Below are 25,532 nucleotides of genomic sequence, written 5' to 3' on the forward strand. Positions count from 1 at the left end.
GCCTTCGGATCATGGCCCGGTTTTCGGCAGAGCCTGCGCGCCACGCACTGATTGGAGCAGCATCGTGGCCACTTGCCACAGAAGCATCGGAAGCGCGCTGAAGAAGACGACAAACCGCCAGTGCGCCGCGTCGAGCGGCACGAGGCCAAGCAACCCCGCGAGCGCCGGGACATGGGGCGGCAGAACCAGCAAGGTCACGCAAAGCGCGAGCGAGGCCCATATCCAGGGGTTCCTGGTGATCTCGTTGTTCAAGGCCCGTGTCCGGTCCGACCGCATGTTGAACACCTGCCAGAGCTGGGCGAAGGCAAGCGTCAGGAAGGTTACGGTGACGATCGTATCCGGCCTGTAGCCAAGCCACAGGCCGGTGCCCATCGCGGCAAAGGTTCCGGCCGTCATCAACAGGCTTTGCCCGGCGATCCGTGTCCATTGGGGGCGGCCCAGAAGCGGCTCACGCGGGGGGCGCGGCGGTTGATCAAGCACGTCGCTTTCGCCTTCTCCCAGGGCAAGGGCAAAGGCGGGGAAGACGTCGGTGATCAGGTTCAGGTAAAGGATCTGCAGGGGCAGGATCGGCAGAGGCAAACCGGCAAGGACCGCAACCCCGACCACCAGGATCTCGGACAGGTTGCACGCCAGCAGATATGCGGCGAAGCGGCGGATGTTGCCGAAGATGTTCCGCCCCTCGCGGATGGCCGCGACGATCGTCGCGAAAGCGTCGTCGAGCAGGATCATCGCCGCCGCCTCGCGCGCCACATCGGTACCGCGCAGCCCCATGGCCACCCCGATATCGGCCTGGCGCAGAGCCGGGGCATCGTTGACACCATCGCCCGTCATGGCGACGATTTCGCCCCTGTCCTGATAGGCGCGGACGAGGTCGAGTTTGTCCTTCGGGCTGACCCGGGCGAAGATTCCGACCCGCGTGAAATCCTTCCCGCCGTCGCCCTCGGGCCTTGTCATCTCGATGCCTTCGGCCACGTCGCCCGCGTCGAAGCGCAGGCCGACCTTGCGGCCGATGCTGCGCGCGGTGGCGGCGTGGTCGCCGGTGACCATCACAACCTTGATGCCGGCCCGATGGCAGGCCTCTATCGCGGGCGGAACGTCAAGGCGCGCCGGATCCTCAAGCCCGATCAGCCCAAGAAACGTCAGCCCTTCGTAGGGGTTCGCATCGGTTCCAGCCTCGGTCTTGGCGGCACAGGCCAGCACGCGCAGACCGTGACGCGCAAGCTCTTCGACCCTGCGGGTCCATACGCGCCGGTCTTGCGCCGTGAAGGGGTGAAGCTGCCCATCCACGGACAGATAGGCACCTGCCGCCAGCACCGGCTCCGGCGCGCCCTTGACCGCATAGAAGTGGCCGTCTTCGCGCCGGTGGACGGTCGCCATCATCTTGGTGGCACTGTCGAAGGCGACCTTTCTGACGATGGGAAAATGTTCGAGCAGATCGCCGCGCCGCTGTTCGGTCGCAAGGCCCGCGCGCAACAGGGCAAGCTCCATCGGGTCGCCGGCGCCCGCCTCTCCGGTTTCGTCAAGCGCCGCGTCGTTGCAAAGCACCGCGACCTTTATCAGCGCGGCGCGTTGGCGCGCGCATTCCGGCGAAAGCGTCTTCGTTTCCTCGCCGATCCGCACCATTCCCGCCGGCAGCCAAAGCCGACGCGCGGCCATTCTGTTCTCTGTCAGCGTGCCGGTCTTGTCAGTCAGGATCACGGTCGTCGCGCCGAGGGTCTCGACCGCCGAGAGACGCTCGACCAGCGCGTTCTTCCGCGCCATTCGCCACATGCCGCGGGCCAGGGCAAGCGTCGCCACGATCGGCAGCCCTTCGGGGATGGCGGCGACGGCAAGCGCGACCGCCGCCTCCGCCATCAGGAACGCGTCCCTTCCGGTCAGGATACCGAACCCCGCGATCGCCCCCGCCAGTATCAGCGCCGCCCAGACCAACTGCACCGAGAGATGTGCAAGCTTCCTTTCGATCGGAGAACTTCCGCCGCCCGCCTGCGCGACAAGTTGCGACACCTGACCGATCTGCGTCGAAAGGCCGGTGCCCATGACAACGGCAAGAGCGGTGCCGCGGGTGATGGCCGTGCCCTTGTACAGCATGGAATGCCGGTCGCTTGGCCGCGCGTCTGGCGGCACCGGCGATACGGCCTTGGCAACGGCGACGGATTCGCCTGTCAGCGCGGATTCGTCGACCTGAAGCCCCGAGCATTCAAGCACGCGCAGATCCGCGGGGATCGCGTCCCCTGCATCGAGCAGGACGATATCTCCCGGCACCAGCTTCTCGGCACGGACCAACCTATCCCGGCCATCCCGGCGTACCCGCGCTGTCCGGGGTTCGAGGGCGCTCAATGCCTCGATGGATCGGGTCGCCTTGAACTCGGTATAGAAGCCGATGACGGTGTTGATGGACAGGACGATCGCGATGGCGATCGCCTCTTCGATCTCTTTGAAATAGGCGGCAAGGACCGCAGCCCCGGCAAGTATGTATACGACGGGGCCCTGAAGCTGACGCAACAACAGCGCAAGGCTGCCGACCCTGTGCCTGACCTCGACGGAATTCGGCCCGAACATCGCACCGCGCCGCGCGGCCTCGGTCTCGGACAGGCCCGCGGCGGCCGTGACCCTCTGCTGATCGAGGGCTTCCTGCGCCGTCAACGCGTGATACGGGAGGGCAGGAATGTGCTGGCTTGCCACGCTGCGTCTTCCTGGCTGGGACCGGACGGTTGCCGCAAGCCTATTGGAAGACGCGGCACCGGCCATTGATCCTGAGCAAACCCTGCGCTGCGCAACACCGAAGCTGCGCGAAAGCGTCCAGCGCCCGGCCCGCAGGCGTTTCGCCACGCTTCCTGGCGGGTTTCGATGCCGGATCACCAAGCCCCGCCTCGGCCGCGCCTTGTACCCGGCGATGACCTGTCCGCCGTTTCCAGGCCGCAAAACGAAGGCGCCGGCGGCGCGCGCGATGCCGCGTTGCGCGGCGTCAATGTTTGCGCAGGCGGGCGGCGGCGGGGTGAAGGCCGCACCAGCACAACACTACAGCACAAGGAGAGCAGCGATGAACGTTTCGGAGGCAATGCACAAGAAGGCGCAATGGGTCAGCGCCGACACGCCGGTGACCGAGATCGCGCGTCTGATGGCCAAGGGGGATATCGGCGCGGTACCGGTGGGCAAGAACGACCGGCTGATCGGCGTGATCACCGGCCGCGACATCGCGCTGCGGATAGTGGCCTCGGGCCGCGATCCGGCCTCCACCCTGGCCGAAGAGACGATGACCGCCGGCATCGTCTATTGTCGCACGGATGAAGCCGTCGATGACGCGATCCATCTGATGGACCAGCGCAAGATCCGCCGCCTGCCGGTGCTATGGTCCTGACCCATTGATCTCCGCGTAGGGGCGTGATTCACGGTTCGAAGACCGAGCGGTGAACATGCCTGATCTCTTCTGGCTGAGCGACGCGCAGATGGCGCGTCTTGAGCCTTTCTTCCCAAAGTCACACGGTAAACCAAGGGTCGATGACCGATCTGTGTTGAGCGGGATTATCTTCTTCAATCGCAATGGCTTACGATGACGTGACGCTCCAAGCGCTTACGGCCCGCCAAAGACATTCTACAACCGTTGGAAGCGGTGGAGCGACAAGGGCATCCTTGCGCGGATGATGGTGGGTTTGGCCGCCGCGCACGGCGAACAGAAGACCATCATGATTGAAGTGAGCAGGCGAACGCCGTGCGTTCGAGTGAGCCTGCGCAAGGACCTCAAAAGCTCACCGGACCGCGACCAGCATGGGCGTGAAAAAGGGGGGCGTGGACGCGTGATTGGCCGGACGAAAGGCGGCATGAACACCAAGCTACATGCGATCTGCGACAGCCAGGGCCGACCGCTCAACCTGTTCGTGACTGCCGGCCAAGTCAGTGACTACATCGGAGCACGGGCATTGTTGCGCAGCCCGCCGGATGTCGATTGGCTGCTCGGGGACTGCGGATACGATGCCGACTGGTTCAGAGGTGCGTTGAAAGACAAAGGGATACGCGCATGCACCCAGGTCGGAAACAGCGCAAGAAAACTGTGAAGTATGACAGGCGCCGATACAAACGACGCAACCGGATCGAGATCATGTTCGGCAGGCTCAAGGATTGGCGGCGTGTGGCAACAAGATACGACCGCTGTCCGAAGGTCTTCCTCTCAGCAATCGCACCCGCTGCAACCGTCATCAATTGGCTATGAGGCCTGACCTCGATCGCGTCGGGCGCGATGCCGGGCAGTTCGGCGGTGATGTCATAGGCCCCGTCGCGCTCGTAAAGGTCGCCGGCGGGGGGCATCGGCCAATCGCCAAGACCTTGCGTCAGCGCACGGGCCGCGGATGACGGGCGGCGCCAGAACGAGGGGGTGAATTCCTCGAACAGGCGGTCGATTTCATGGCGCAGCGTATCGAAGGGGGCCCAGCGTTCCGGCGCCGGCGGGTCGGAACGGGTTTCTTTGTCGACGGTCAGCTTGGTGGATTTCTCGGTCATGTCTCGCTCCTGGTTCAGCGAAGCGGCCGGGGCAGCGTTTCGGTGAACTCGCCGGCGACGCGGGCAAGGAAAACGGCCTTGCCACGCGGGTGAACCGGGGTCCGGGAAGGCCCCCAGCCGTCGTAATAGGTGCCGCGGATAAGCAGCGGCAATTGCGCGGAAAGGTCGGCGGCCTCGTCGGGGCTGAGGAGATCGCGCACCGCGTGCAACGTCGCGCGCAGCAGAAGGTAAAGGCGCGATCGGTCGCGCGGCCAGTCGAGGATCTCGCCCAGATCGTTCAGCTATTCGGCGGCAACCTGGGGGGCGTGGTCGAGCGAGGGTATTCCGGTGGTCTTCATGGCCCGGCCTTTCGCGCGCAACCCGGGCGGAGCCCGCATGACCCTTTCACCCCGAGGATGGGCCGCGAGGGATCGCTTCTCATTGACCTCGGTCAATGAAGGGTCCGCCGCGGTGCGATCACGCCGATCGGGTCTGCCCCCTTCGCGACCGGAGTCTGCGCGGTGGCCCGACGGAAACGGATGCAGGGGGCCAGGCGCGGGCTTGGGCCAAGCCGCCCGGGGCCGGCCGGGATCGATCCCGAAGCATAGAAGACCCGGTGCAAGGCACAGCAGGCTTGGCCGGCGCCCATGCCGTTGGCAGCCGGCGTCGCGCCGCCGGGCGGCGCCGTGATCGCGCGCCATCTGCGGAAGCCGCCGTGTTGCCTATCGCGCGCGCGTGCCGCAAGCTTGCACCGGGATCGCGTCAGCAAAGGGACCGGCATGTCAGGGCACGGCTATGAAACGGGGCGGCTGAACCTGCCCTTCGTCGGGATCTGCACCTTCGGCAAATACCCCTATGTCGAGGATTGGGACCGGATCGAGGCCGATGTCGCGATCCTGGGCGCGCCCTTCGACTTCGGCGCCCAATGGCGTGCCGGGGCCCGGATGGGGCCGCGCGGGGTGCGCGAGGCCTCGACCCTGTTCTCCTTTGGCCATGCCGGGGCCTATGACCACGAGGACGACATCACCTATCTGCAACCCGACAAGGTGCGCATCGTCGATCTGGGCGATGCCGATATCATCCATACCGACACGATCCAAAGCCATGCGAACATCGCCTTCGGGGTGCGCAAGATCCTGGCGGCCGGCGCGTTGCCGGTGGTGATCGGGGGCGATCATTCGGTGAACATCCCCTGCATCGACGCGTTTGCCGAGGATTGCGCGGCAAATGGCCCGCTGCATGTGGTGCAGATCGACGCGCATCTGGATTTCGTCGATGAGCGCCACGGGGTACGCTTCGGCCATGGCAATCCGATGCGACGCGCGGCAGAAAAGCCCTATGTCGGCGGGTTGACACAGATCGGCATCCGCAATGTATCGTCCACCGCGCGCGACGGCTATGTCGCGGCGCGCGAGATGGGATCGGATATCCTGTCGGTCCGCCAGGCTCGTGCGCTGGGAACCGAGGCGCTGCTACAGCGCATCCCGGCCGACGCGCGCTGCTACCTGACGATCGACATCGACGCCTTCGATCCCTCGATCGCGCCGGGGACGGGGACGCCCTCGCACGGCGGGTTTCTCTATTACGAGGTGCTGGAACTGATCGACGGGCTGGCCAGGCGCGGGCAGATCGTGGGGCTGGATCTGGTCGAGGTCGCGCCGGATCACGATCCGGCGGGGGTGACCTCGATCCTGGCGGCGCAGCTGCTGATGAACGCGATCGGACGGATCGTGCATCACCGCAGGGCCTGAGGCGACGGCCGGCGGCCAGACCGGTCAAGCCTGCCTTCAGCCATGCGGGCCGTTCGCCCCCGCGGCAAGCGCCTTGAACAGACCCGATCCCCATGACAGCGACCGATCATAGATCTTGTCGCGGACGGCGGCGGTTGCCGCGCAAAGATCCCTGTAGGCGTGCTTGTTCTCGATCACACCGGACAGGGCCGCTGCAAGCGCCTGCGGATCGTCGGCCTCGAAGACGATGCAGCTGTCCGCAAGCAGATCCTGCGCAGGGACCACGGAACTCAGCACCGATGGGACGCCATGCGCCGCGGCCTCGAATCCGACCAGGGCCAGACCTTCGTTGAAGGTCGTCATCGTCGGGCAGACCAGAAGATCCGCCTTTGCGATGGCGACGTGAACCTGGTCGCTGTTCAGCCGTCCCGGGAAGGCAATCCTGTCGCGCTGCGGCGATGCGGCAATGCGCTGCGACAGTTCCGCATCCGCCGAGCCGGACCCGGCGATCGTCAGACTCAGTCGGGGATGGGCAGCCGCGAGTTGCTCGAACACGTCGATCAGCATGAACACGCCCTTGCTTCGCTCGATCCGTCCCAGAAACAGCAGGTCGCGCACGGCGTCGGCCTTGGCCAGCGGATGGGTTTGCAGGATCTGCGGGCACTCGACCTGCGCCGATATCCGGTTGCCGGTCAGGATCGCCAGTTGCCGGGCGCATTCGTGCGAGGTGCAGATCGCGCCATCCAGGACATGCGTCCGGTGCGACAGGACGGCCTTGCGCAACCGGCCCTTCAGGCCTTGCGGTGGGCGATGCATCGGCCAGAAGGTGTTGTGGACGCTAAGGACCAGCAGCCTGCCACGACTCAGGCGTTTCCAGGATCGGTTCGGGCCATGCGTCGATATGATGACAGCATGGGGATCGAAGTCATTCGTCAAGCGAACCAGATCGTCCGCCAGTTGCGCCCGGCTTCGCGCGCGGTCGAACCGACCCTTTGAGGGCCTTTGGGTGACCTGATCAAAGCGAAACCGGTCTCCGGGCTCGGCGGCCGACTCACCGATCGGATGATGGGCGATGATTTGGCAGCGGGCGTCCAGTTGCTCCATCAGCTCATAGAACATGAGCGAATAGGTGATCGACGGAACCCGCGGATCGTGCTGGCCGCGGCGCCAATAATCGAAGGTTCCCGCGACATCGCCGGGCCCTGGAATGAAGGTCACCTTCAACGGGTCCGACCCCGACAGCCCCAGCCGATGTCGCACGATCTTTCCCGCGTCATCCGGAACATGCACGACATCAGACAGTAGATTGCTGTTCATCCAGGTTCGCCACGGTTGAATTAAGTTGATGATAAAAAAGCGATGTCGCTATCCTAGCCCCCCCTCTCATCCCGAATCCACCCGAAAATCCTGAGGTGGCATCCGAAGCCCCCCCCCGGGGACCTTGAGCGCCCCCTTCAGCGCACCCTTGGCCGGCGCGAGGTCGGTCGCGACGGCCCCGCCGGCCCGACCCCGAAGCGCAGGGCCGCGCGGCCTTTCCCGACAAACATCACGAGTGTTAACGGGATCTAAAGAATTCGTGTTCAATCGCGAGAAAACGTGTTAACTTTTTGCGTGTGTTTGATGAGGTCCTCGTCCCGCGATTCTTGGGATTTATTTTTTCTGCAACATTTGAAGGGGGTAATTGAAATGAAGTTCTCGACTCTTTCCGCCGGCGTTTTGGCGGTGGCGATGTCCTTGGGCGCGAGTATGGCCTCGGCGATGACGGCCGGAACCATTCCCGGCGGCACGTCGTTCAACGACGGGCTCGTGCCGGTCTACGGGGCGGGCACCACGTCGCGCGCCGGCTGGTATGGGGCGTCGATCTGGCTGAACGGAACGGTCGATCTGAAATTCGACTTCTACGGTTCGGAAGCCGGCTACAACAACGGCTTCGACTTTGGTGGAAGCAACCTGTTCGCAACCGGTGGCACCACCGGCACCGGCACCTGGGGTTCGCCCGGTTCGCCGCTTGCCAGCATGACCATCAACAACGTGTCCCACGGGCTGCTGAATTTTGACTTCACCGCCAACAGCGGTGCCCACACCGTGATGAACGGTGCCAATCCCGACGCATCGAGCCCGACAAGCGCGGTGCCGAATTTCTTCGCGTCGATCACCTCGAATCCGGTTGGCACCTCGGGCCAGGCGGTGGATCTGTGGTTCGATGACGGCGGTGCCGGCAGCGATGACAACCATGACGACATGATGGTGCGCATCTCGGTCGTCGGTGGCAATGGCGGTGTCGGCGTCGTTCCGCTGCCCGCTTCGATCCCGCTGCTGCTGTCGGGCTTCGGCCTGCTCGGGCTGATGGCCCGTCGCCGCAAGCAGGCCTGAGCTTGCGCGATAGAATGATGCGGGGCGATCCCTTTCCCAGGGGTCGCCCCTTACCGTTCCGGCCGCATCGGGGTTGACGGTTTTCCTTGCATCCGCGGCCCGCCGGCTACGAGTTTCCAGATGAAGCGGCGCTCTGTTCTTCTTGCAGCCACTGCACTGGCGTTGATCCCGGTACGTCCGCGGGCCGCCGGGGACGGCGGGATGGCTGTTTTGCGGCTGACCGCCGACATGCTGGCAAAGGATCCCGCTTCCGGCCGTCTGACCCTGGATGCGGCAAAGCTGCCGCCACCCGCCGTCCGGGCCCCTGTCGTCAATACCGCCGATGGCGACCCCGCAGCGGCGCGGGTACGGATGCTGTTCGCCAGGGGGCAGGCGGCAGGTCTGGCCGGGGTACTCTACGACAATCGCGACCGCGGCCATTCCGAGCTTTCCTTCGATGCCTTTCCGCAGTTGACCCGCGTCGTCTACGGCCCCGAGTTGAAGGCGCGGCAGCTTGACTACGGGCTGGCGGGTGCCTTTCGATTTCCCGCGATCGTGCTGGGCAATTCCTCGACCGCGCTGGTACGCAGCCCGCAGGCGCGCAGTCAGGCGCGGCTGGCGATGACGCAGCCCGGCGGCGCCGCGCGCGCGGCAGAGGATTACTTTGCGAACGCGCTATATTGTTATCCCGAGCATCACGATCACGACCGGTTCGATTACTTCCCCGCCGCCTGGCCCTACATGACCGTCTCGCAGGGGTCGTCGTACAGCGATCAACCTTTCCTGCGCATCCAGGCACTGATCCTGGCCGCCTTCCGCCCCGATACGCGCGCCAGGATGGAACGGCTGGGCTTGGTGGCGCCGACTGTGCAATGGGTGATGCGGCGCACCCAGAAGGGCCTGCGCGGCGCGGCCGCCTACATGTCGGGCGCGGCCCATCCCTCGGCGTTTGCCGGAGCGGCGCTGAACCCCGTCGCGGCGGTGGCGCTGGCCGCCAGCCTTGCACCGGATGAGATCCCCCCCGCGCCTCGGCTGGCGGTGCTGTCCGAGGATTTCGGCGACCGCGCCGGTCTTGCCGGACTAAGCGAGCGGCTGTTCGACACCCCCGCCGCCATCGCCCGGCTGTGGCGTTCGCTTGCGGGCCGGCACGAGATCACGCTGACCGCGGCGAACACACGCGATCCCGCCGGCCGGGCGCTGCAATTCCACTGGGTCCTTTTGCGCGGCGATCCCCAGGCGGTGCGGATCCTGACCCAAGGCGCGCAGGCCCGCATCGTGCTTGATTGGCAATCGCCCCGCCCGGCACCGGCGGGTTTCGGCACCAAGGGGCAGCCGCCGGTCAGCGCGCGCATAGATATCGGATTGTTCGCGCAGGCCGGGCGCCATCTTTCGGCGCCGGCCTTCCTTTCGGTCACCTTGCCGCCCGAAGCACGCAGCTATGACTTCGGACCTGGCGGCATCCCACGGCTGGCCTCGGTCAATTACGATGCACCGGCACGGCGCGCGCGGTACGATCCGGTGCTTTTCTGGTGGGCACCCTGGCACGACGACCTGCAGTATAATGCGAGCGGCAGATTGACGGGCTGGACCCGCACGCCCACGCTTCCCACCGCCGCTGCCGCCCGGGCCGCGGGCCGCTACCGCGCCGACGGCAGCCGCGACGGCAGCCCGGCGCGCTATGCCCTTGGCCCGCTTGCCGACCGGCGGGGGCGGGAACTCGGCTGGCTGGGCTGAAGCGGGCGGGGTTCAGAATCCGAACAGATTGGCCTCGGTGATACTTTTGCGGACGAAGGCGGCGCGATCGGATTCGGGAACCCAGCCCAGCATGCGCTTGGCCTTGCTGTTGTCGAACGGCGACAGATGGGCACGCGATTTCCAGTCCTTGAGCGATCCGCGAACGGCCCCTTTGCGGTTCAGTAGATGCCGCTTGAGCGCGTATTTGAGCCCGTCGAACAGGAAATAGCCGGTAAGGTTGCCCGACCGCACCAGGATCCGCGCCCCAAGCTGGGCATGGATCGCATCGAAATAATCCCGGCCGGTCAGCATCGGCTCTCCGATCAGGTTGAAGGTCTGGCCAAGAATTCCGTCCGCGTCCCGCATCGCCACCAGCGCATCCGAGACGTCATCGACCAGCACGAAGGGCAGGATATTGCGCCCGTCGCCCCAGATCTTCACCGCCCCCGGACCGTTCCAGCGCCCGATGCCCCAGTGCTGCAAGGGCCCGCCCCGGCCCACCACGATCCCCGGCCGCGCGATGACCAGCGGCAGCCCCCGGTCGCGGTGCAGCGCCATCAGCCGAACCTCGCATTCGGCCTTGGACCGGGCGTAGAGGTTGCGATCCGCCATATCGGCAGCAAAGCCGGTGTCCTCGGTGATCGTGCGCGCCGGATCCGACATGTCGTATGAGGCAATGGTGCCGGTATAGATCAACCGCCCGACGCCCGCGTCCAGCGCGGCTTCGGCGACGGCCACGGCCACGCCGACATCGTTGCGCAGCGCGTCTTCCCAGGTCTTGTCGTCCGATTTCGCCAGGTTGTAGACGGTGTCGATCCCCGACATCGCGCGGCGCAAACCTTCCGGGTCGCGCGGCGACGCCGAGACCATCTCGACCCGGTGGGGGAGGTCGGCGAAGGGGCCGCCCTGCCCGCGGCTGAGCACGCGCACATCCTGCCCCTTTTCGACCAGCGCGCGCGTCAGGCCGCGGCCCAGGAAGCCGGTGCCGCCGATCACCAGGATGCGCGGCGCGGGCGTGCCCTTCGGAACGGCCGGTACGGACGCCGGCGCGGGCATCCGCTGCAATGTCGCATCGATCGCGCGCATGACCTCGGTGGCCGAGGCGATCGAGAAGCGCGGATCGACCGCCATGCCCCGCGCGATCGCGCCATAGATGCTGCGCAACATGCCCCGGAAGCTTAGCCCATAGGGGGATTTCTGGTTGAGCGAGACGAATTGCACGGCGGCGTTGCGCAGCCCGCCCGCCAGGCGCTGCCCGGCAAGGGACATCTCCCCGATCAGCGGATTGAGCACGATATCGGCGGCATTTTCCATCTGCAGCTGCAGCGTATCGCGCCCCATGTCGAGACGGGCCATGCCGCTTGATCCGCGCAGCGTGACAGAGCGGTCGTCGAAGCTTTCGACCAGCGAGATCGTGAAAGTGATCTCGACATGGCCGGCCCGGGCGAGGATCCGCCAGCTTTGCGGGCGGGTGCCATCCCCGGGCAGGGCGATCGGCATTCCCAGTTCGAGATGCTGGATCTCGATCGGGCCGAACAGATCCTGCGCGAAAGCGTACAGATGCGGCCCGATTTCAAGCAACAGGTTCTGCGGCGCGCGCAGCAGCCACAGGCTGAACGGACCCGAGCGCAGCGGCGGCAGCGGAAAGCACCATTTGATCTCGGCCGCCGAGATCCTGCCAAGCCGCCCCGACGCTTGCACGGCCTTGAGCTTCTCGTAGGACGGCAGCGCAAGAAAATTGTGCCCCGCCGCCGCCACCTTGCCCGCGGCCTGGGCGGCTTCGGCGATCTGGGCGACTTCGGGTGCCGAAAGACCGACCGGTTTCTCGATCAGCACATGCAGCCCGGCACCCAGACATTCGATCGCCAGCGCAAGATGGGTCTGCGGCGGCGTCAGAATATGGACGACATCGCAAAGATCCGCGGCCAGCAGTTCCGCGACGGATCCGAACGCCCGCGCCCCGTAGCCGGCGGCAAGGTCTTCGGCCGCGCCGCGGTTGGTGTCACAGACCGCCGTCAGCCTGGTATCCGCGACGTCGGCAAGCGTCGCCGCATGCCAGGACGAGATATATCCGGCCCCGATCAGGCCGACGCGCAGGGGAAGGTTGGGCACGGCTGAAAACTCCTTCGAAGAAAAGCTATTTGTATTCGATGATCCGCATCTCGCGATCGCGCAGCGCCCGCCAGTAATAGGTAAGCATGCCCTGCAGGTTGGGAAATTTCGACAAGGTCAGGAAGGCCGCCTGCCGGGCCGCGTCGGAACGCCCCAGGCCCTCGCGCCGCAGGCCGCGGATGCTGCGCAGCCAGGACAGGGCATAAAGAGCCAGGCCAAGCGCCAGGCTCCAGCCGCCCAGGACGACGATGCCCAGAAGCATCGCAAGCGGCAATGCGGCGCCCCAGGCCAGCACCCGGGCACGCTCGCGCCGGAAGTGGCCGGGGTGAAGCGCGCCGACCTGCGCATAGCCATGCCCGGCGCGTACCGCGCGCCGCCACCACTGGGCGAAGCTGGTCATCGCCGCATCATGGCGCGTCATCGGCAGGGGAAGGCGCAGCAGTCCCCAGCCCGCCTGCCCGACCCGCAGGCAGAAATCGTCGTCCTCGGCGGCGATGACGCGGGGGTTGAACCCGCCGACCTGTTCATAGGCGGCGGCGCGCACCATCATGTCGCCGCCGCAGGTCCTGATCGGCCCCGCCGGGCGATGCCATTCGGTATCGCAGATCGCGTTGTAGACGCTGGCTTCGGGAAATTGCTCGGACCGCCAGCCGGTGACCACGCCAAGGCTTTCGTCGCGTTCGAAAGCCCCCCTTGCCGCGGTGATCCAGCCGGGATGCAATTCGCAATCGCCGTCAATGAACTGGATCATGTCCGGCAGCCCGTCCGCGCGCAGCCGCGCGACGCCCGCGTCGCGGGCCCGGGCCGCGGTAAAGGGAGTGGCAAGATCCAGCTCGACCACCTCTACCCCCGCCGCGCGCGCGGCCGCGACGCTGCCGTCGGTGGATCCGGAATCGACATAGACGACCCGGCGGATGCCCGCGACCGACGCCAGGCTTCGGATCAGGCGCTGGCCCTCGTTGCGGCCGATCAGGACGGCACCGATGCTGGGATTGCCGCTCATGACGTCAGGAAGGGATAGGCCGCGCTCAGCGCGGGCGCACCGGGAAACAGCGCCACCAGGCGGGCGCGATCCTCGGCGAAGACCTGTTCCAGCGCGCGCTGCCGTTCGGGGGTCAGGACGGGCCTGTCCTGCATCTGACGAGAGGCCCGGATCCTGGCGCGGATCGCCTTCGGCACCAGGGCGCGGCGCAGCGCGGTCGCCACCGGATTGTCGATCAGCAGCCCCTGCAGGGGAAGCCTTCGCACCCGCTCGGCCGAGACGTTGACCCGTGCCGTCTCTGCCCGCCAGACGACCGGCCCCGGGTGGCGCAGGAAGGCCCCCGTGCGATCCAGGACGCCCTGCGGATCGGCCTGCATTTCCTCCAGCGAAAGAAGCAGGATGTTTCCGGCCCCGAAAGCTTCGGCCCAGGGGGCGATCTGTTCGCCGTAGCGGCCATAGGCGATCAGCTCGGGGTGCCGGTCGATCGCGCGATCCAGATCGCCGGTGATCACGCCCTGGGTCCATTCGTGGACGTAATGCGAGACCGCACGCACCAGCGGATTGCGGATCACGTAGATCAGGCGGGGGCCGGACAGGACGGCGCGCAGGCGCGGCAGGGTTTCGGGATAGGTCGGAAGCTTGGTGTAATGCGTGCTGGCCTCGCCCTTCAGATCGCCGGGGGCGGCCGCGGCAAAGAGGCTTTCATACCAGTCCAGACCCTTGGCATAGATCGCGTCGTCAGAGAAGAAATTGGGCTCTTTCGGGTCGCACATGAAGATGCCCTGCTGGGCGGCGAGTTGGGTCTGAAGGGTCGAGGTGCCGCATTTCATCGCACCGATGATCAGGAAATCGGGAAGGGTCATTCAATATCTCTCGTGGCGGCGCGCGCCCAACTGCTACCCCTATACGCCGTTTGCAGCATTTATTTAAGCCTGGATAGCGCTTACCCTCGGTTTTTCGATCTTTCGGCAGTGGCCCGAACGCCTTCCGAACATTGCTGGCCCAGACAAGGGTATCGCGCTCTTTCTTTTACCAAGCTCCGCGCGACAGTGGAAAAACCGGCAGGCCGGGTATATGATTACCCGATCTTCCATCACCGTCGCCGCGGGGCGGCACACAGATTTGCGATTCTCATGATCGGCACGTTCTTGGCACTGACATCGATACCCGCCCCCCACGCTTTGCACCTACCGCCACGGCGGGGTCAGGCATAAAGTTCCGGTGATGGACCTCGGGCAGTTCGCCAGGAAATTGCAGCTTCGGCCGCGCCTGCGCCAAGCGATCGCCCATTTGCGATGGCGCCTCCGGCATGTGGTGCCGCACCGTCCGCATGGGCGTGACAGGACCCTGATCATCACGCTGACCTCTTATGCGGCGCGATTTCCCACGCTGCACCTGACCCTGCGCTGCCTTCTGACCCAATCGGTGCGCCCGGATCGCGTCATCCTGTGGCTTGGCCCCGACGATCTGCGCCAATTGCCCGGGTCGGTACGCGCGCTGGAAGCCGAGGGGCTGGAGATCCGCGAAACCGAGGACCTGCGCTCCTACACCAAGATCATCCCTGCGCTGAAGGAATTTCCCGAGGCGGTGCTGGTCACGGCGGATGACGATGTCCATTACGAACGCCACTGGCTGCGTGCCTTGCTAACCGCCTGGTCGGGCGAGACCGATCAGATCGTCTGCCACAGGGCGCATCGTTTCACCTTGCGCGAGGACGGCACCGTCGCGCCCTATGAAAGCTGGCCGCACGACATCCGCAATGAGCCCCGGCCTGATCTGATCTTCCCCACCGGGGTCGGAGGGGTGTTGTATCCGCCCGGCGCGCTTGCCCCCGAGGTCACCGACGCGGCGCGCTTTCTCGAACTTGCGCCGCGCGCGGACGATCTGTGGCTTTACTGGATGGGGCGCAGGGCCGGCAGCCACTATCGGCTGGTCACGCATCGACAGAAGCTGGTGGTGTGGCCGAATTCCCAGGCACGCAGCCTGTATGCGGGTAACGCGCAGGCCGGCAACGACATCCAGATCGCGCCGCTTGTCGCCTGCTATGGCCTGCCGGTGCCCGCAACGCGCGGCCCCCAAGACTAGCCGCCTTCGCGCAGGCCACGCCCGCCGCTAGAGGCGGAAGCAGAACATATCCGCCATCTGCACCTGTGCAAGAAGCGCCGTCGCAGGCGGCGCGGTCGCGCTGGAAGGCGCCGGATCTACCCCCGGCGGCGGCACCTGAGGCGCCGCGGGCGCGGCCTCTGCGTCGGGCCGCACTCCCAACAGGTAGAAAAGACCCCGGGAAGTGCCGTAGATCTCGGCCGGGATCGGGGACGAGCGCGGAGGGATCATGTCGCTCATGCTGGCGGGTCCTCGCGGAAATCTCCGTGACATTGGTGACAGATGATTAACCAGTATCAAGGCGATTCTTCGAAGAGAATGAGGCACGCATCGGATGCGCGGGTCATCGCCGCCCGAACCGCGGCACCGGCAAAGGCGGCGCCAGGCCCCGCGCCAGGGCACGGCCTGCCGCGCCGCGGCCGGATCAGACGGGGCGGTCGGGGCCAAGACGCCGGGCCAGCGCCACCAGTGCCAGACCGCCCAGCGCGAAGGCCACGATCAGCCCCGCAACGTTGAGCGCGACCATCGCGGGCCCCAGCCGTGCGACATCGAGAAACGGATAGGGGTAGAACCCGCTGAACGCGCCGCGGGTCAACGCATAGGCACAATAGACAAGCGGCCAGATCAGCCACAGGGTCGCGTGCCGGGGCCGCAGTCCGCGCTTGTCGGCCAGCCACAGCCACCACAGCAGAACCAGCACCGGAACTGCCGTATGCAACCCCTGGTCGGCCCACCAGGCCAGGCCCTTCGGCTGCCAAAGCGCCGCCAGCACCGCATGATAGACCGCACCCACCACAAGGATCCAAAGCGTCAGGCCGCCGCTCCAGCCGGCCCCGATGCGCCGGTCGTCCACGGCCGCCAGCGCGAAGGTGATCAAGACCAGCAGATTGGTCAGTATCGTGAAATAGCCCGCCATCCGCCACAGGACGGCGCCGGATCCGGGCGATCCCATCAGATCGCTCGAAACCAGGAATTGCGCCACCAGGGCGGCCAGCGCGAGAACGGCAATCACTGCAGGAAGGAACCTGTGCATGGCGTATGACATCCTTTCTTCTGGTCAGCCGCAACATACGGCCGCGATCTTCCTGGCGGACGCGCCTTGCGGGCATCTGGGCGGCTTGTGCGTGATCACGGCCCGTGGCGCTGTCCCGGTGGCTGGCGGCAGCACACAGGGATCACCGCTTGCCACGCTGGCGAAGCGCCCGGATCGCAAGTCCCGGAAGGATCAACCCGCAATCGCGGTAACGTGCCGCAAGCCGCTTCCAGTCGGTCAGCATCCGCCACAGCCATTCCATCGCGATCCGGCGCACCCAGCGCGGCGCGCGCCGCTGCGTGCCGGCGATGAAATCGAGCCCAGCCCCGATCGAGACGAAGCCCAGCCGCGCGTGACGTGCATGGCCACGCGCTGCCAGTATCTCTTGCTTGGGCGCCCCAAGCGCCAGAAGGCAAAGCTGGGCACCCGCGGCGGCGATCTCGTCGATCATGCGGTCGGCCTCGGGGCCGGTGGGGTCGAAGCCGAAGGGGGGCGCGATCCGCGCGACGACCTCCAGCCCGGGGTGCCGGGCACGCAGGCTTTCCGCCGCCCGGGCCAGCACGGTGTCGGTCGCGCCAAGGAAGGCCACCTTGACGCCGTCCCGCGCCGCCATCGCCATCAGCGGGTCGATCAGGTCCGAGCCGGTCACCAGTTCGACCGGCCTTCCGGCCAGCCGCTGAAGCCAGACGATCGGGTTGCCATCGGCGACCACATGGGTCTGGGCGGCATAAGTGGCGCGAAAGGCGGGATCGCGGCGCAGCTTCACCAGATGGTCAAGGTTCACGGTGGCCACTGCAAACCCGCGGCCCGAGGCGCATCGCGCGCGAAGGTCGGACAGAAGCGCGACCCGCGTCGGCGTCGTGACCTCGGTCGCCCCAAGGACCCCCCGGTTCGCGCCTGGAATGTTGTCGCCTACCCCGCCGTTCAACCTGACCTGTCCCGATGCCGCGCATGACCATTTCGGTGATGGCCCATGGGCGGGATTTTGTCCATCTTGCCCGCGACGGCCCCGGGGCGCAGCCCTGACTGCGTCGCATGGGCACAACACTTGCGGCTTCTTTGTCCTTCGCTTCAAGCGGCCGTTGCGGTCGGCCCGACTTTTCGGACAGCGTGAAAGAGCATTCTTTTCGGATATCCTTATGGCTTTGCATTTCTCGATAGTCATTCCGACCTACCGCCGTCCCGGCGATCTGTCCGCCCTGCTGGCGCTGCTGGCGCCGCAGGTCGCCGCCTTCGGGGCCGATTGCGAGGTGATCGTCGTCGACAATTGCCCCGACGCCTCGTCGCGCGCGACGGTCGCGGCCGCGCCGATGCCCGCCACCTACCGGCACGAGCCGCGCGCCGGCGTGGCCCATGCACGCAACACGGGCGTCGCCTCTGCCCGCGGGCGGCATGTGATCTTCATCGATGACGACCAGCGCCCCGTGCCGGACTGGCTGACCAGCCTGGCCCAACTGGCCGACGCCGGCCATGCCGCCGTCTTCGGCCCGGTACGTCCGACCTTCGAAACCCCGCCCCCGGTTCATCTGCGCACCGCCCTGGAGCCGCTGTTCACCCGCGAGATGGGGGTGGCCACCGGCACCGACATCTCGGACCGGCGCGCCTATCTGGGGACCGGAAATTCGATGTTCGAACGGGCGCGCTGCTTTACCCGCAGGACACCGTTCGATCCGCGCTTCAATCGCGGTGGCGAAGACGTCTGGTTCCTGCGCGGCCTGGTGCAGGACACGGGCGTGCGGTTGACCTGGTGCGAAGAGGCCGCGGTGGACGAAACAGTTCCCGCAGCACGCATGACCGCGGCCTATGTGCGGGCGCGCCGCTTCCGCAACGGCCAGCTGCGCTGCATCGTCGAGGCGGGCGGCGGCAACCGCGCGGCGGTGCTGTTCTGGATGGCGGCGGGCGGGGCGCAGGCGCTGGGCTATGGCCTTGGCGCGGCGGCCGTATTACCGTTCGACCGTCGGGCCTTCGACGGGCTGCGCGCCCGCGCGGCCGGCGGGCTTGGGAAACTGATGTGGTGGTGGCCGGCCGGTGGCTAGCAATCGGGGGAATACAGACGTGAGCCAGTTCTCCGCGACCGGGCCGATCGCCTATATGACCGGCAGTTATCCGATGATCTCGCATACCTTCATCCTGCGCGAGATCCAGGCGCTGCGCCGGCTGGGCCTGACGGTGCATCCCTGTGCCGCGCGCCGCCCCGATGCGGCCGATTTCACCGGCCCGGACGAGATCGCGGCCCTGGACGAGACCTTCTATGTGCTGGCCGCGGCGAAGAACCCCCTGCGTCTGGCCACGGCCCATGGCACAGCGCTGGCGCGCGCGCCGGGGCGCTGGTTCCGGGCGCTGAAGCTGGCGCTGCGCACGCGCCCACCCGGGGCCCGGGCGCTGGCCTGGCAGATCTTCTATTTCCTCGAGGCGGCGGTGCTGGTGCAGCATCTGCGCGCCCGTGGCGTGCATCACATCCACAACCATTTCGGCAATTCCAGCTGCTCCCTGACGATGATCGCCAGCGAGATGTCGGGCATTCCCTACAGCTTCACCCTGCATGGCCCCGCGATCTTCTTCGAGGCCCATTGGTGGCGCCTGGACGAAAAGATCGCGCGGGCGCGTTTCGTCGCCTGCATCAGCCATTTCGCCCGCAGCCAGGCGATGCTGTTCTCGGATCAGAGGCATTGGGACAGGCTGAAGATCATCCATTGCGGGGTGATCCCGGCCAATTACCGCAAGGAAAAGGCCGACGCACCCGGGCCGCGGGTGCTGTTCGTCGGGCGGCTGGCGGCGGTGAAGGGCGCGCCGCTTCTGCTGCGGGCCTTCGCCGCGCTGGCCGAGCGCCACCCGGCGGCGCGGCTGGCGATCGTCGGCGACGGGCCCGACCGTGCCGCGCTGGAGGCCGAGGCGCGCGCGCTGGGCCTGTCCGGGCGGGTCGATTTCCTTGGCTACCAGCCGCAGGGCGCGGTCGCACAGGAATTGGCGCGTTCCGACATGCTGGTGCTGCCCAGCTTTGCCGAAGGCGTGCCCGTCGTGCTGATGGAGGCCATGGCCGCGTCCCTTCCGGTGATCGCCAGCCGGGTCGCCGGCGTGCCGGAACTTGTCGAGGACGGGGTGTCGGGCTTCGTCACCCCGCCGGGCGATCTGGAAACGCTGACGGACCGCCTGGGCCGCCTTCTGGGCGACGCCGAACTGCGCGCCCGGATGGGTGCGGCGGGACGCGCCAAGGTGGTGGCCGAGTTCGACGTCGAGACCGAAGCGGCCAAGCTGGCCCGCGCCTTCGCCGGGGACGGGGACGGGGACGGGGACGGGAAAGGATAGTCGATGCGCAATCATATCGTTCTGACCCTTGGCCGCAGCGGCAGCAACACGCTGTGCGACATGCTCAACCAAAGCCCCGAGGTGCTGAATTACGGCGAGGTGCTGGGCCACTGGACGAAAATGCGCAAGCTCAAGAACAGGGCGCCCTTCCTGTGGCGTTCGGACGAGGCGTTCGTGCAATGGATCCTGACCTCACGCCTGCTGCGCAACCTCGCCAATGCCGAGCGCAACCTGCGCAAGCGCCGCGAGGGCAAGCAGGACGAGATCAAGCGGCTTGCCCAGGTCCGGACGATCGGGGTGAAGGAATTCTCGCTCAACTTCCAGCGCTACGGCATATCGGAACGCGTCCTGCACCGACCGGGAATGAAGGTGATCGCGCTGGTGCGGCGCAATGTGGTGGACCGGATGGTTTCGAACGCGCGGCTCGGGGCGACCGGGGTGGTCAAGGTCGGCGGCGACGACGACGATCGCGGCAGCGGCGGCCTGACCATCGATCCGGCCAGGATCGCGGACCTTCTGCGCGCGATCGAGACCGAGAACGCCAGCCTCGAACAGATCATCGCGCGTCTGCCCGAGGACGCGAAATATGTCATCCAGTATGATGACCTCTACCGCGACGAGGATACCCGCGCGGCGATCATGCACGACGCCTTCGCCTTCCTGGGGGTCGCGCCGATCAGGCCCCGCACCCGGATGCGCAAGATCATCACCCAACCGATCACCGAGGTCATCGAGAATTTCGACGCCTGCCTCGATGCCGTGCGCGGTACGCATCATGAGGCCTTGCTGCGCGCGGCGGCGGAACGCGCCACGGGCTGAATCGCGCGGCTAGTCGGCGTCGACCGCGGCTTCGGGCCGAAGCTGCGGGAGTCGCGCAGAGATTTCCGCCTCCAGCGCGTCGAGAAACTCGAAGCGGCGGCGGTACATCGGGCGCTTCTTGGGTTTCACCGTTTCCAGATCGCGACGTTCGGGCGAGACCGGCAATTCGAAGAAACACTTGCCCAGGCGGGTGCCGCCGCGGTCTTCCCAGACCGCATCGTAATCCTGGTGGGTGTCGGATTTCTTGCCCTTGAAATAGGGGTGATGGTGGTGGCGGCAGGCATCCGCCACGGCCTCGATCCGGGTGACGCCCATCTCGCGGCAAAGCATGCGGAACACCTCGATCAGCAGATCGCGCGGGCGCAGGCCGTGCATCTCCTTGGTCAGGTCGCGGTAGATGTCCAGAACGCCCTCGCGGTTGCGGCCCTGGAGGCCGCCGATCACCGCGATCAGTTCGTCCCCTTCGCGGATCAGCGAAAAGGCAAGGCAGAAGGCGCGGAAATTGCCCAAGAACAGATTGAGGACCAGTCCCCCCTCGCGCAGGAACCAGTGCGGCTGGTCGAGGACTAGCGCGGCGCCAAGCTCTGGCGGTCCGACGCGCGCGAGGGTCAGTCGTTCGTGGACCGAGAAGGCGTAGGGCGGGCCGAGGCGGTCGATTTCCTGGTAATGGGCGGCGATCCGGCGCAGGCGTTCGCGCGCGTCCCAGCCGGCGCAGAGATAGGGCCAGACCAGCGCCCCCAGCATCTCGGGGCGTTCCCGAACGAGACGCTGCATCTCGCTGCCTGCGGGCGCGTTGACGATACGCCCCACCCGGCAGCGGTGACGCAGGCCGATGGCGAAGCCGCGCAGCCGCAGCTTCCACGCCGTGCGCGAGCCGCCCGGGAAGATCTCGGCCAACAGCCGCCACAGCACGCGCGGCGCCACGGAAGGGGGGCTGTGGTTCATCTTGCCGCGCGGCTGTCGCCGGAATGGCGGAAGGCATTGATCCAGATATCGCGCGCCTCGCGTGCATTGGGGGCGGGCACGGCCTTTCCCGCCACGCGACGCACCTGCGCAAGAGCCCGGCCCAGATGCCACATCAGATTGGCGGCCCAAAGCCCGGCCCGACCATGGGCCTGGCGCAGAAACCGGGCGCGCGAGGCATAGTAATAGCCCGGCAGGCGCTTGCGCTCGCGTGCCAGGGTCTTGACCGGCGCGCTGCCGCCGCGGAAGTGCACGGCGCGGGCCTGGGGGATATAGGCGATGCGCCATCCGGCGCGGCGCGCGCGCAGGCAATATTCGGTATCCTCGAAATAAAGGAAATAGCCCTCGTCCATCGGTCCTATTGCCGCGACCATCTCCTTGCGCAGCAGGATGCAGGCGAAGCTGGCCCACTCGATCTGATCGGGCGCCGGCGGCATGGCCAGCGGCACCGCGAAACGTCCAAGCACCCGCGTGACCACGCCCGTGCTCGCCCCCCGGATCAACTCGCTTGCCGGCGAGGGGAAGCGAAAACAGCTGACCTGCCGGGTACCGTCGTCGTCTTCGAGCCGCGGAGCCAGAAGACCGGCGCGGGGATGGGCCTTTGCGGCGTCGAGCAGGGCCGCGAAGAACCCTGGACGAATCAGCGCGTCGGAATTGAGGATCAGGTAGAAATCGGCCGGCGCCGCGGCCATTCCCTGGTTGTGCCCTCCCGAAAACCCCGAATTCGTCGGCGACCGCACCAGCGTAACCGGAACCTCGGGCCCCTGCTGGGCAATCCAAGCCTCGATCTGTTCGGCCGATCCGTCATTCGAGAGGTTGTCGACAACCACCACGCGGGCGGGGATATCGCCAAGATCGGCAAGCACCGAGCCCACGCAGGCCAGCGTCATGTCACCGGTCCGGTAATTGATGATCGAGACCGTCAGGGTCAGGTCCGAAGAACGCATTTTACAAATCGGCCGTCCCGCCGCGGCAAGAAGGAATGAATAGGGTTTCTATAGGGCAGATGCGTCGTTTTTGTAAGCCCCTTGAAAGCTTGGGCGAAACTGCGCGGTGGGCAAGCGCGGCCGCGCCTGCTAGAAAAACGGCAGCGAAGCTGTACGCAAACAGGCAGGCGCGTTTTTCATGCCGAATACATTTTCCTATGTCGCGCTCTTCCTATGGCCGGTCGTCGTGTTCTTTCTGTACCGTTCGCTGCCGCGCGACCGGGCGTTGATCGCGTCGATTCTGGGGGGCTATCTGCTCCTGCCCTTCGGGGTGGGCATCAACCTGCCGGTGCTGCCCACCTATGACAAGACGCTGGTTCCGGTGCTGTCGGCGCTGATCATGGCCATGCTCGTCCCGGCCCCGCCAGAGCGCGCGACGGCGCGGGGTTCCGCGACGGTCGCGGATCGTGCCGGCAGAACCCCGTTCACACGCCAGCGCGAGACCCTGGCGCGGCGACAGACGCATCTGCAAACGCAGAAGGCCGGACCCGGTGAAACGACCGGTTCGGGGGGCAACCGAATCAGCAACATGTTTCTGGTGCTGCTGTTCGTGACCCCGTTCGTGTCGGTCCTGACCAATTCCCAGCCCGTGGACATCGGGCCGCGGGTCCTGCCCGGCCTGAGGCTCTATGATGCATTTTCCTTCGCGCTGACCTCGCTGATCTCGGTCCTGCCTTTCTTGATGGCGCGCCGCTATCTGGCGACCCAACGTGCGCATAAATACCTGCTGATCGGACTGGTGCTTTGGGGGTTGTTCTACACGCTGCCCGCCCTCTACGAGATCCGGATGAGCCCGCAGCTCGCGCGGCGCATCTACGGGTTTCTCGCGCAGCAATTCGTCCAGGCGATGCGCGACGGCGGCTTCCGTCCCGTGGTCTTCCTGCAGCACGGCCTGTGGCTGGCGATTTATTTCGCCATGGCGATCCTTGCCGCCGCCGCCCTGTGGAGGACCTGCCGCGCCGAGGGCGACCGGAAGGCGCCGCGCTGGCTGTTCGCGCTGGTCTGGCTGCTGGGCACGCTGATCCTGGCGAAATCGCTCGGCGCGCTGGCCGTGGCGCTGGTGTTGCTGCCTGTCGCGCTGCTGTTCTCGCCGCGCGCGCAGGTGGTGGCCACGGCGATCATCGCCGCCGTGATCCTGACATATCCCGCGTTGCGCCACGCCGATCTTATCCCGGTCAACCGATTCGTCGCCGCGGCGGAATCCTATTCGCCCGAGCGTGCGCGATCGCTGGAATTTCGGCTGGTCAACGAGGACCGGCTGCTTGCCCATGCGCGCCAGAAACCCCTTGCGGGCTGGGGCGGCTGGGGCCGCGGGCGCGTCTATAGCGAACACGGGCGCGACATTTCCGTCACCGATGGCATGTGGATCATCGTCATGAGCGATTCCGGCTGGTTGGGATATATCGCCAACTTCGGCTTGCTGACGATCCCGATCTTCCTGATCGCCCTAAGGCGCAGGGGGTCGGGGCTTCCACCGGCGACCGTGGGCCTTTCGGTGGTGCTGACGGCCAATCTGATCGACATGATCCCGAACGCGACGCTGACCCCGGTCACCTGGATGATCGCGGGCGCCTTGACCGGCTGGCTAGCGCGTCGGGAGGCAGCCAAAGCGCCGCCGGAAGGCCCGCCTGCGCGCCGTGCCCCTCCGCGGCCCCCGACAAGGGCTACTGCCTGATCTTGAACTTGCCCTGATTCGCCTGCACCGACCCGACCGAGAGACTGCGGATCTCGGCATTCGCGTAATGGGCGGTCACATAGTCAAACAGCACCGCCAGCGGCATCACGAGCCATTTCAGCCCGGCCTTGAACCCGGCGTTGCGCACGGCGTGAAAGCGCCGGAAGACATAGCTGCGCGGCACGAAGGACCGGGTTTCCCTTGCGCGCGCCGCGATCAATTGCCGGACCCAATCTGGATCGGCCCGGTTGCGGCGTGCGATTTCGGCCATGCGCAGGTCGTACCCCGCGGGCATCTTTTCCATTTCCTGGTAAATCAGGCGGTTGAGCGCGGTGCCGATCGCCTGCCGCTTCTGGAAACGATACATCCGGGCAAGGCTGACATAGGCGGGATGCAGGTGATATCCGCCCGGGACATTGACGATCCGCCCCGGCGGGCCGGGAAGCCGCGTCAGCGCATCCGTCGCCACCATCGCCCCCAGATAGCCATCTTGGGACAACAGGCCCACCGGCAGCACGATCTTGCGGAAATGCGGCGCGCGGGCACAGTAGAACTGCCCGCACATGCCCTTGGTCGCCCCGGGCGGGCGCTGGAAGACGCGGTTGAGCAGCCGCATCGGATTCAGCCGCGCGGCCCCGGTGTAATCATTGACCGACACGTCGCTGGCGATGATCGCTTCGGCATGGGCCGCAAGCGCTGCGATGCCGCCCGCGATCAGATCGGCCTGCGGCAATCTGATATCCCCGTCGAGCAAGCAGACCACATCGACGCCATCGGGAAGCAGGTCATGCATGAACACGTTCCAGGCGTTGGTCTTGCTGGCGATCTCCAGTTCGACCGGGTGGAAGCGCACGAAATCGGGGAACTTCAGCCGCGCCACCCACTCGCGGCTTCGTTCCAGGGTGGAATCGGTGCAGCCGTTCGCCACCACGAAAAGGTCGATCCGATCGGCCGGGCCATGAGCGTCGAAAACGGTCTGACGGCGCAAATCCTGAAATAATTTCGGGACATGGGTTGCTTCATTATGCGTCAGGAGCGCAATTGCCAAATGCGTCATGAAAATCCTCTGCGCGAATGCTCCTGCGCCATCATGAGCGAAAGCCGCACTTCAACACAAGCGCGGGAATCGAGCGCGCGCCGGACCATCGACCGCAGCCGATCCGCCAACGCACCCGCTACCTCAGCCGAGTTGAGCCGCATCCTCGGGAATGCTATGGAATGACCAGAGGCGAAATTCAGGCGCCGGATGAACAAGATACTCAAG

Annotated in this window: 21 protein-coding genes and 1 pseudogene; 10 read left to right on the top strand and 12 right to left on the bottom strand. The window is 66.4% G+C overall.

What is annotated here, in order from left to right:
* Positions 1 to 9 precede the first annotated feature (9 nt).
* Positions 10 to 2,682 (bottom strand): cation-translocating P-type ATPase, encoded by a 2,673-nt coding sequence (locus BLV97_RS01290; RefSeq protein WP_035844012.1) that lies wholly within the window; start codon positions 2,680 to 2,682, stop codon positions 10 to 12.
* A gap of 358 nt (positions 2,683 to 3,040) precedes the next feature.
* On the opposite strand from BLV97_RS01290, the gene BLV97_RS01295 reads away from it, so the two are divergent.
* Positions 3,041 to 3,358: a CBS domain-containing protein gene (locus BLV97_RS01295; RefSeq protein ID WP_081825105.1), complete on the top strand. Its 318-nt coding sequence runs from the start codon at positions 3,041 to 3,043 to the stop codon at positions 3,356 to 3,358.
* Positions 3,359 to 3,413: 55 nt separating this feature from the next.
* A pseudogene (locus BLV97_RS01300) lies at positions 3,414 to 4,207 on the top strand (IS5 family transposase).
* Positions 4,208 to 4,508: 301 nt separating this feature from the next.
* Here the strand turns inward: BLV97_RS01300 and BLV97_RS21480 are convergent.
* Complete coding sequence (locus BLV97_RS21480; RefSeq protein WP_342028508.1) at positions 4,509 to 4,775, bottom strand: DUF2267 domain-containing protein; 267 nt, start codon at positions 4,773 to 4,775, stop codon at positions 4,509 to 4,511.
* Between the two features lie 477 nt (positions 4,776 to 5,252).
* On the opposite strand from BLV97_RS21480, the gene BLV97_RS01315 reads away from it, so the two are divergent.
* Positions 5,253 to 6,224: an agmatinase gene (locus tag BLV97_RS01315; protein ID WP_035844010.1), complete on the top strand. Its 972-nt coding sequence runs from the start codon at positions 5,253 to 5,255 to the stop codon at positions 6,222 to 6,224.
* Positions 6,225 to 6,260: 36 nt separating this feature from the next.
* Here the strand turns inward: BLV97_RS01315 and BLV97_RS01320 are convergent, their stop codons facing one another.
* Positions 6,261 to 7,520, bottom strand: a complete 1,260-nt coding sequence (locus BLV97_RS01320) for a glycosyltransferase family 4 protein (RefSeq protein WP_035844009.1) — start codon at positions 7,518 to 7,520, stop codon at positions 6,261 to 6,263.
* A 369-nt stretch (positions 7,521 to 7,889) separates the two neighbouring features.
* Here BLV97_RS01320 and BLV97_RS01325 point away from each other — a divergent pair, with 369 nt between their 5' ends.
* Both BLV97_RS01325 and BLV97_RS01330 read left to right on the top strand, forming a co-directional pair.
* Positions 7,890 to 8,576 (top strand): VPLPA-CTERM sorting domain-containing protein, encoded by a 687-nt coding sequence (locus BLV97_RS01325; protein WP_035844008.1) that lies wholly within the window; start codon positions 7,890 to 7,892, stop codon positions 8,574 to 8,576.
* Positions 8,577 to 8,777: 201 nt separating this feature from the next.
* Complete coding sequence (locus BLV97_RS01330) at positions 8,778 to 10,289, top strand: hypothetical protein (protein WP_035844006.1); 1,512 nt, start codon at positions 8,778 to 8,780, stop codon at positions 10,287 to 10,289.
* Positions 10,290 to 10,301: 12 nt separating this feature from the next.
* Here BLV97_RS01330 and BLV97_RS01335 read toward each other — a convergent pair whose 3' ends face one another.
* From BLV97_RS01335 to BLV97_RS01345, 3 genes are read right to left on the bottom strand one after another with little or no spacing between them, the layout of a single operon-like run.
* Positions 10,302 to 12,401 carry an NAD-dependent epimerase/dehydratase family protein gene (locus tag BLV97_RS01335; RefSeq protein ID WP_035844005.1) on the bottom strand — a complete coding sequence of 700 codons (2,100 nt, stop codon included), beginning with the start codon at positions 12,399 to 12,401 and terminating at the stop codon, positions 10,302 to 10,304.
* A 25-nt stretch (positions 12,402 to 12,426) separates the two neighbouring features.
* A complete protein-coding gene (locus BLV97_RS01340) occupies positions 12,427 to 13,404 on the bottom strand; it encodes a glycosyltransferase family 2 protein (RefSeq protein ID WP_035844004.1) in 978 nt (325 codons plus the stop codon).
* On the bottom strand, positions 13,401 to 14,246 hold the full coding sequence (locus BLV97_RS01345; RefSeq protein WP_035844003.1) for a sulfotransferase domain-containing protein: 846 nt from the start codon (positions 14,244 to 14,246) through the stop codon (positions 13,401 to 13,403). The genes BLV97_RS01340 and BLV97_RS01345 overlap by 4 nt, the downstream gene beginning before the upstream one ends.
* 361 nt (positions 14,247 to 14,607) lie before the next feature.
* On the opposite strand from BLV97_RS01345, the gene BLV97_RS01350 reads away from it, so the two are divergent.
* Positions 14,608 to 15,468: a hypothetical protein gene (locus BLV97_RS01350; RefSeq protein WP_092163909.1), complete on the top strand. Its 861-nt coding sequence runs from the start codon at positions 14,608 to 14,610 to the stop codon at positions 15,466 to 15,468.
* Between the two features lie 27 nt (positions 15,469 to 15,495).
* Here the strand turns inward: BLV97_RS01350 and BLV97_RS01355 are convergent, their stop codons facing one another.
* From BLV97_RS01355 to BLV97_RS01365, 3 genes are all read right to left on the bottom strand, one after another.
* The gene (locus BLV97_RS01355) at positions 15,496 to 15,726 is read right to left on the bottom strand and encodes a hypothetical protein (protein WP_035843263.1); all 231 of its coding nucleotides are present in this window, start codon (positions 15,724 to 15,726) and stop codon (positions 15,496 to 15,498) included.
* A gap of 184 nt (positions 15,727 to 15,910) precedes the next feature.
* Complete coding sequence (locus tag BLV97_RS01360; protein WP_092163910.1) at positions 15,911 to 16,519, bottom strand: Pr6Pr family membrane protein; 609 nt, start codon at positions 16,517 to 16,519, stop codon at positions 15,911 to 15,913.
* A 142-nt stretch (positions 16,520 to 16,661) separates the two neighbouring features.
* The gene (locus BLV97_RS01365) at positions 16,662 to 17,447 is read right to left on the bottom strand and encodes a WecB/TagA/CpsF family glycosyltransferase (RefSeq protein ID WP_244520929.1); all 786 of its coding nucleotides are present in this window, start codon (positions 17,445 to 17,447) and stop codon (positions 16,662 to 16,664) included.
* 211 nt (positions 17,448 to 17,658) lie between these two features.
* Here BLV97_RS01365 and BLV97_RS01370 point away from each other — a divergent pair, with 211 nt between their 5' ends.
* Genes BLV97_RS01370 through BLV97_RS01380 form a run of 3 tightly spaced genes read left to right on the top strand, consistent with a single transcriptional unit; the run spans position 17,659 to position 20,644 of the window.
* Positions 17,659 to 18,555, top strand: a complete 897-nt coding sequence (locus BLV97_RS01370; RefSeq protein WP_035843253.1) for a glycosyltransferase family 2 protein — start codon at positions 17,659 to 17,661, stop codon at positions 18,553 to 18,555.
* A gap of 55 nt (positions 18,556 to 18,610) precedes the next feature.
* On the top strand, positions 18,611 to 19,825 hold the full coding sequence (locus tag BLV97_RS01375) for a glycosyltransferase (RefSeq protein WP_035843284.1): 1,215 nt from the start codon (positions 18,611 to 18,613) through the stop codon (positions 19,823 to 19,825).
* A 3-nt stretch (positions 19,826 to 19,828) separates the two neighbouring features.
* Positions 19,829 to 20,644 carry a sulfotransferase gene (locus tag BLV97_RS01380; protein ID WP_035843248.1) on the top strand — a complete coding sequence of 272 codons (816 nt, stop codon included), beginning with the start codon at positions 19,829 to 19,831 and terminating at the stop codon, positions 20,642 to 20,644.
* Positions 20,645 to 20,653: 9 nt separating this feature from the next.
* On the opposite strand, the gene BLV97_RS01385 is transcribed toward BLV97_RS01380, so the two are convergent.
* Positions 20,654 to 21,589 (bottom strand): VirK/YbjX family protein, encoded by a 936-nt coding sequence (locus BLV97_RS01385; RefSeq protein WP_081825078.1) that lies wholly within the window; start codon positions 21,587 to 21,589, stop codon positions 20,654 to 20,656.
* Positions 21,586 to 22,554, bottom strand: a complete 969-nt coding sequence (locus BLV97_RS01390; protein ID WP_051646099.1) for a glycosyltransferase family 2 protein — start codon at positions 22,552 to 22,554, stop codon at positions 21,586 to 21,588. The genes BLV97_RS01385 and BLV97_RS01390 overlap by 4 nt, the downstream gene beginning before the upstream one ends.
* A 178-nt stretch (positions 22,555 to 22,732) precedes the next feature.
* Between BLV97_RS01390 and BLV97_RS01395 the strand changes: the two genes are divergently transcribed.
* Positions 22,733 to 24,268, top strand: a complete 1,536-nt coding sequence (locus tag BLV97_RS01395; RefSeq protein ID WP_035843244.1) for an O-antigen ligase family protein — start codon at positions 22,733 to 22,735, stop codon at positions 24,266 to 24,268.
* Here BLV97_RS01395 and BLV97_RS01400 read toward each other — a convergent pair.
* Positions 24,258 to 25,325 carry a glycosyltransferase family 2 protein gene (locus tag BLV97_RS01400; RefSeq protein ID WP_143037469.1) on the bottom strand — a complete coding sequence of 356 codons (1,068 nt, stop codon included), beginning with the start codon at positions 25,323 to 25,325 and terminating at the stop codon, positions 24,258 to 24,260. The genes BLV97_RS01395 and BLV97_RS01400 overlap by 11 nt on opposite strands.
* Positions 25,326 to 25,532: the final 207 nt, after the last annotated feature.

This window comes from Allgaiera indica, from assembly GCF_900106675.1.
Taxonomy (GTDB): Bacteria; Pseudomonadota; Alphaproteobacteria; order Rhodobacterales; family Rhodobacteraceae; genus Acidimangrovimonas; species Acidimangrovimonas indica.

Excerpts from the sequence above, each read along its gene's own strand:
- BLV97_RS01295 (WP_081825105.1), top strand. The coding sequence starts at position 3,041 with ATGAACGTTTCGGAGGCAATGCACAAGAAGGCGCAATGGGTCAGCGCC.
- BLV97_RS01315 (WP_035844010.1), top strand. The coding sequence starts at position 5,253 with ATGTCAGGGCACGGCTATGAAACGGGGCGGCTGAACCTGCCCTTCGTC.
- BLV97_RS01320 (WP_035844009.1), bottom strand. The coding sequence starts at position 7,520 with ATGAACAGCAATCTACTGTCTGATGTCGTGCATGTTCCGGATGACGCG.
- BLV97_RS01325 (WP_035844008.1), top strand. The coding sequence starts at position 7,890 with ATGAAGTTCTCGACTCTTTCCGCCGGCGTTTTGGCGGTGGCGATGTCC.
- BLV97_RS01330 (WP_035844006.1), top strand. The coding sequence starts at position 8,778 with ATGGCTGTTTTGCGGCTGACCGCCGACATGCTGGCAAAGGATCCCGCT.
- BLV97_RS01340 (WP_035844004.1), bottom strand. The coding sequence starts at position 13,404 with ATGAGCGGCAATCCCAGCATCGGTGCCGTCCTGATCGGCCGCAACGAG.
- BLV97_RS01345 (WP_035844003.1), bottom strand. The coding sequence starts at position 14,246 with ATGACCCTTCCCGATTTCCTGATCATCGGTGCGATGAAATGCGGCACC.
- BLV97_RS01350 (WP_092163909.1), top strand. The coding sequence starts at position 14,608 with ATGGACCTCGGGCAGTTCGCCAGGAAATTGCAGCTTCGGCCGCGCCTG.
- BLV97_RS01355 (WP_035843263.1), bottom strand. The coding sequence starts at position 15,726 with ATGAGCGACATGATCCCTCCGCGCTCGTCCCCGATCCCGGCCGAGATC.
- BLV97_RS01360 (WP_092163910.1), bottom strand. The coding sequence starts at position 16,519 with ATGCACAGGTTCCTTCCTGCAGTGATTGCCGTTCTCGCGCTGGCCGCC.
- BLV97_RS01370 (WP_035843253.1), top strand. The coding sequence starts at position 17,659 with ATGGCTTTGCATTTCTCGATAGTCATTCCGACCTACCGCCGTCCCGGC.
- BLV97_RS01375 (WP_035843284.1), top strand. The coding sequence starts at position 18,611 with ATGACCGGCAGTTATCCGATGATCTCGCATACCTTCATCCTGCGCGAG.
- BLV97_RS01380 (WP_035843248.1), top strand. The coding sequence starts at position 19,829 with ATGCGCAATCATATCGTTCTGACCCTTGGCCGCAGCGGCAGCAACACG.
- BLV97_RS01385 (WP_081825078.1), bottom strand. The coding sequence starts at position 21,589 with ATGAACCACAGCCCCCCTTCCGTGGCGCCGCGCGTGCTGTGGCGGCTG.
- BLV97_RS01390 (WP_051646099.1), bottom strand. The coding sequence starts at position 22,554 with ATGCGTTCTTCGGACCTGACCCTGACGGTCTCGATCATCAATTACCGG.
- BLV97_RS01395 (WP_035843244.1), top strand. The coding sequence starts at position 22,733 with ATGCCGAATACATTTTCCTATGTCGCGCTCTTCCTATGGCCGGTCGTC.
- BLV97_RS01400 (WP_143037469.1), bottom strand. The coding sequence starts at position 25,325 with ATGACGCATTTGGCAATTGCGCTCCTGACGCATAATGAAGCAACCCAT.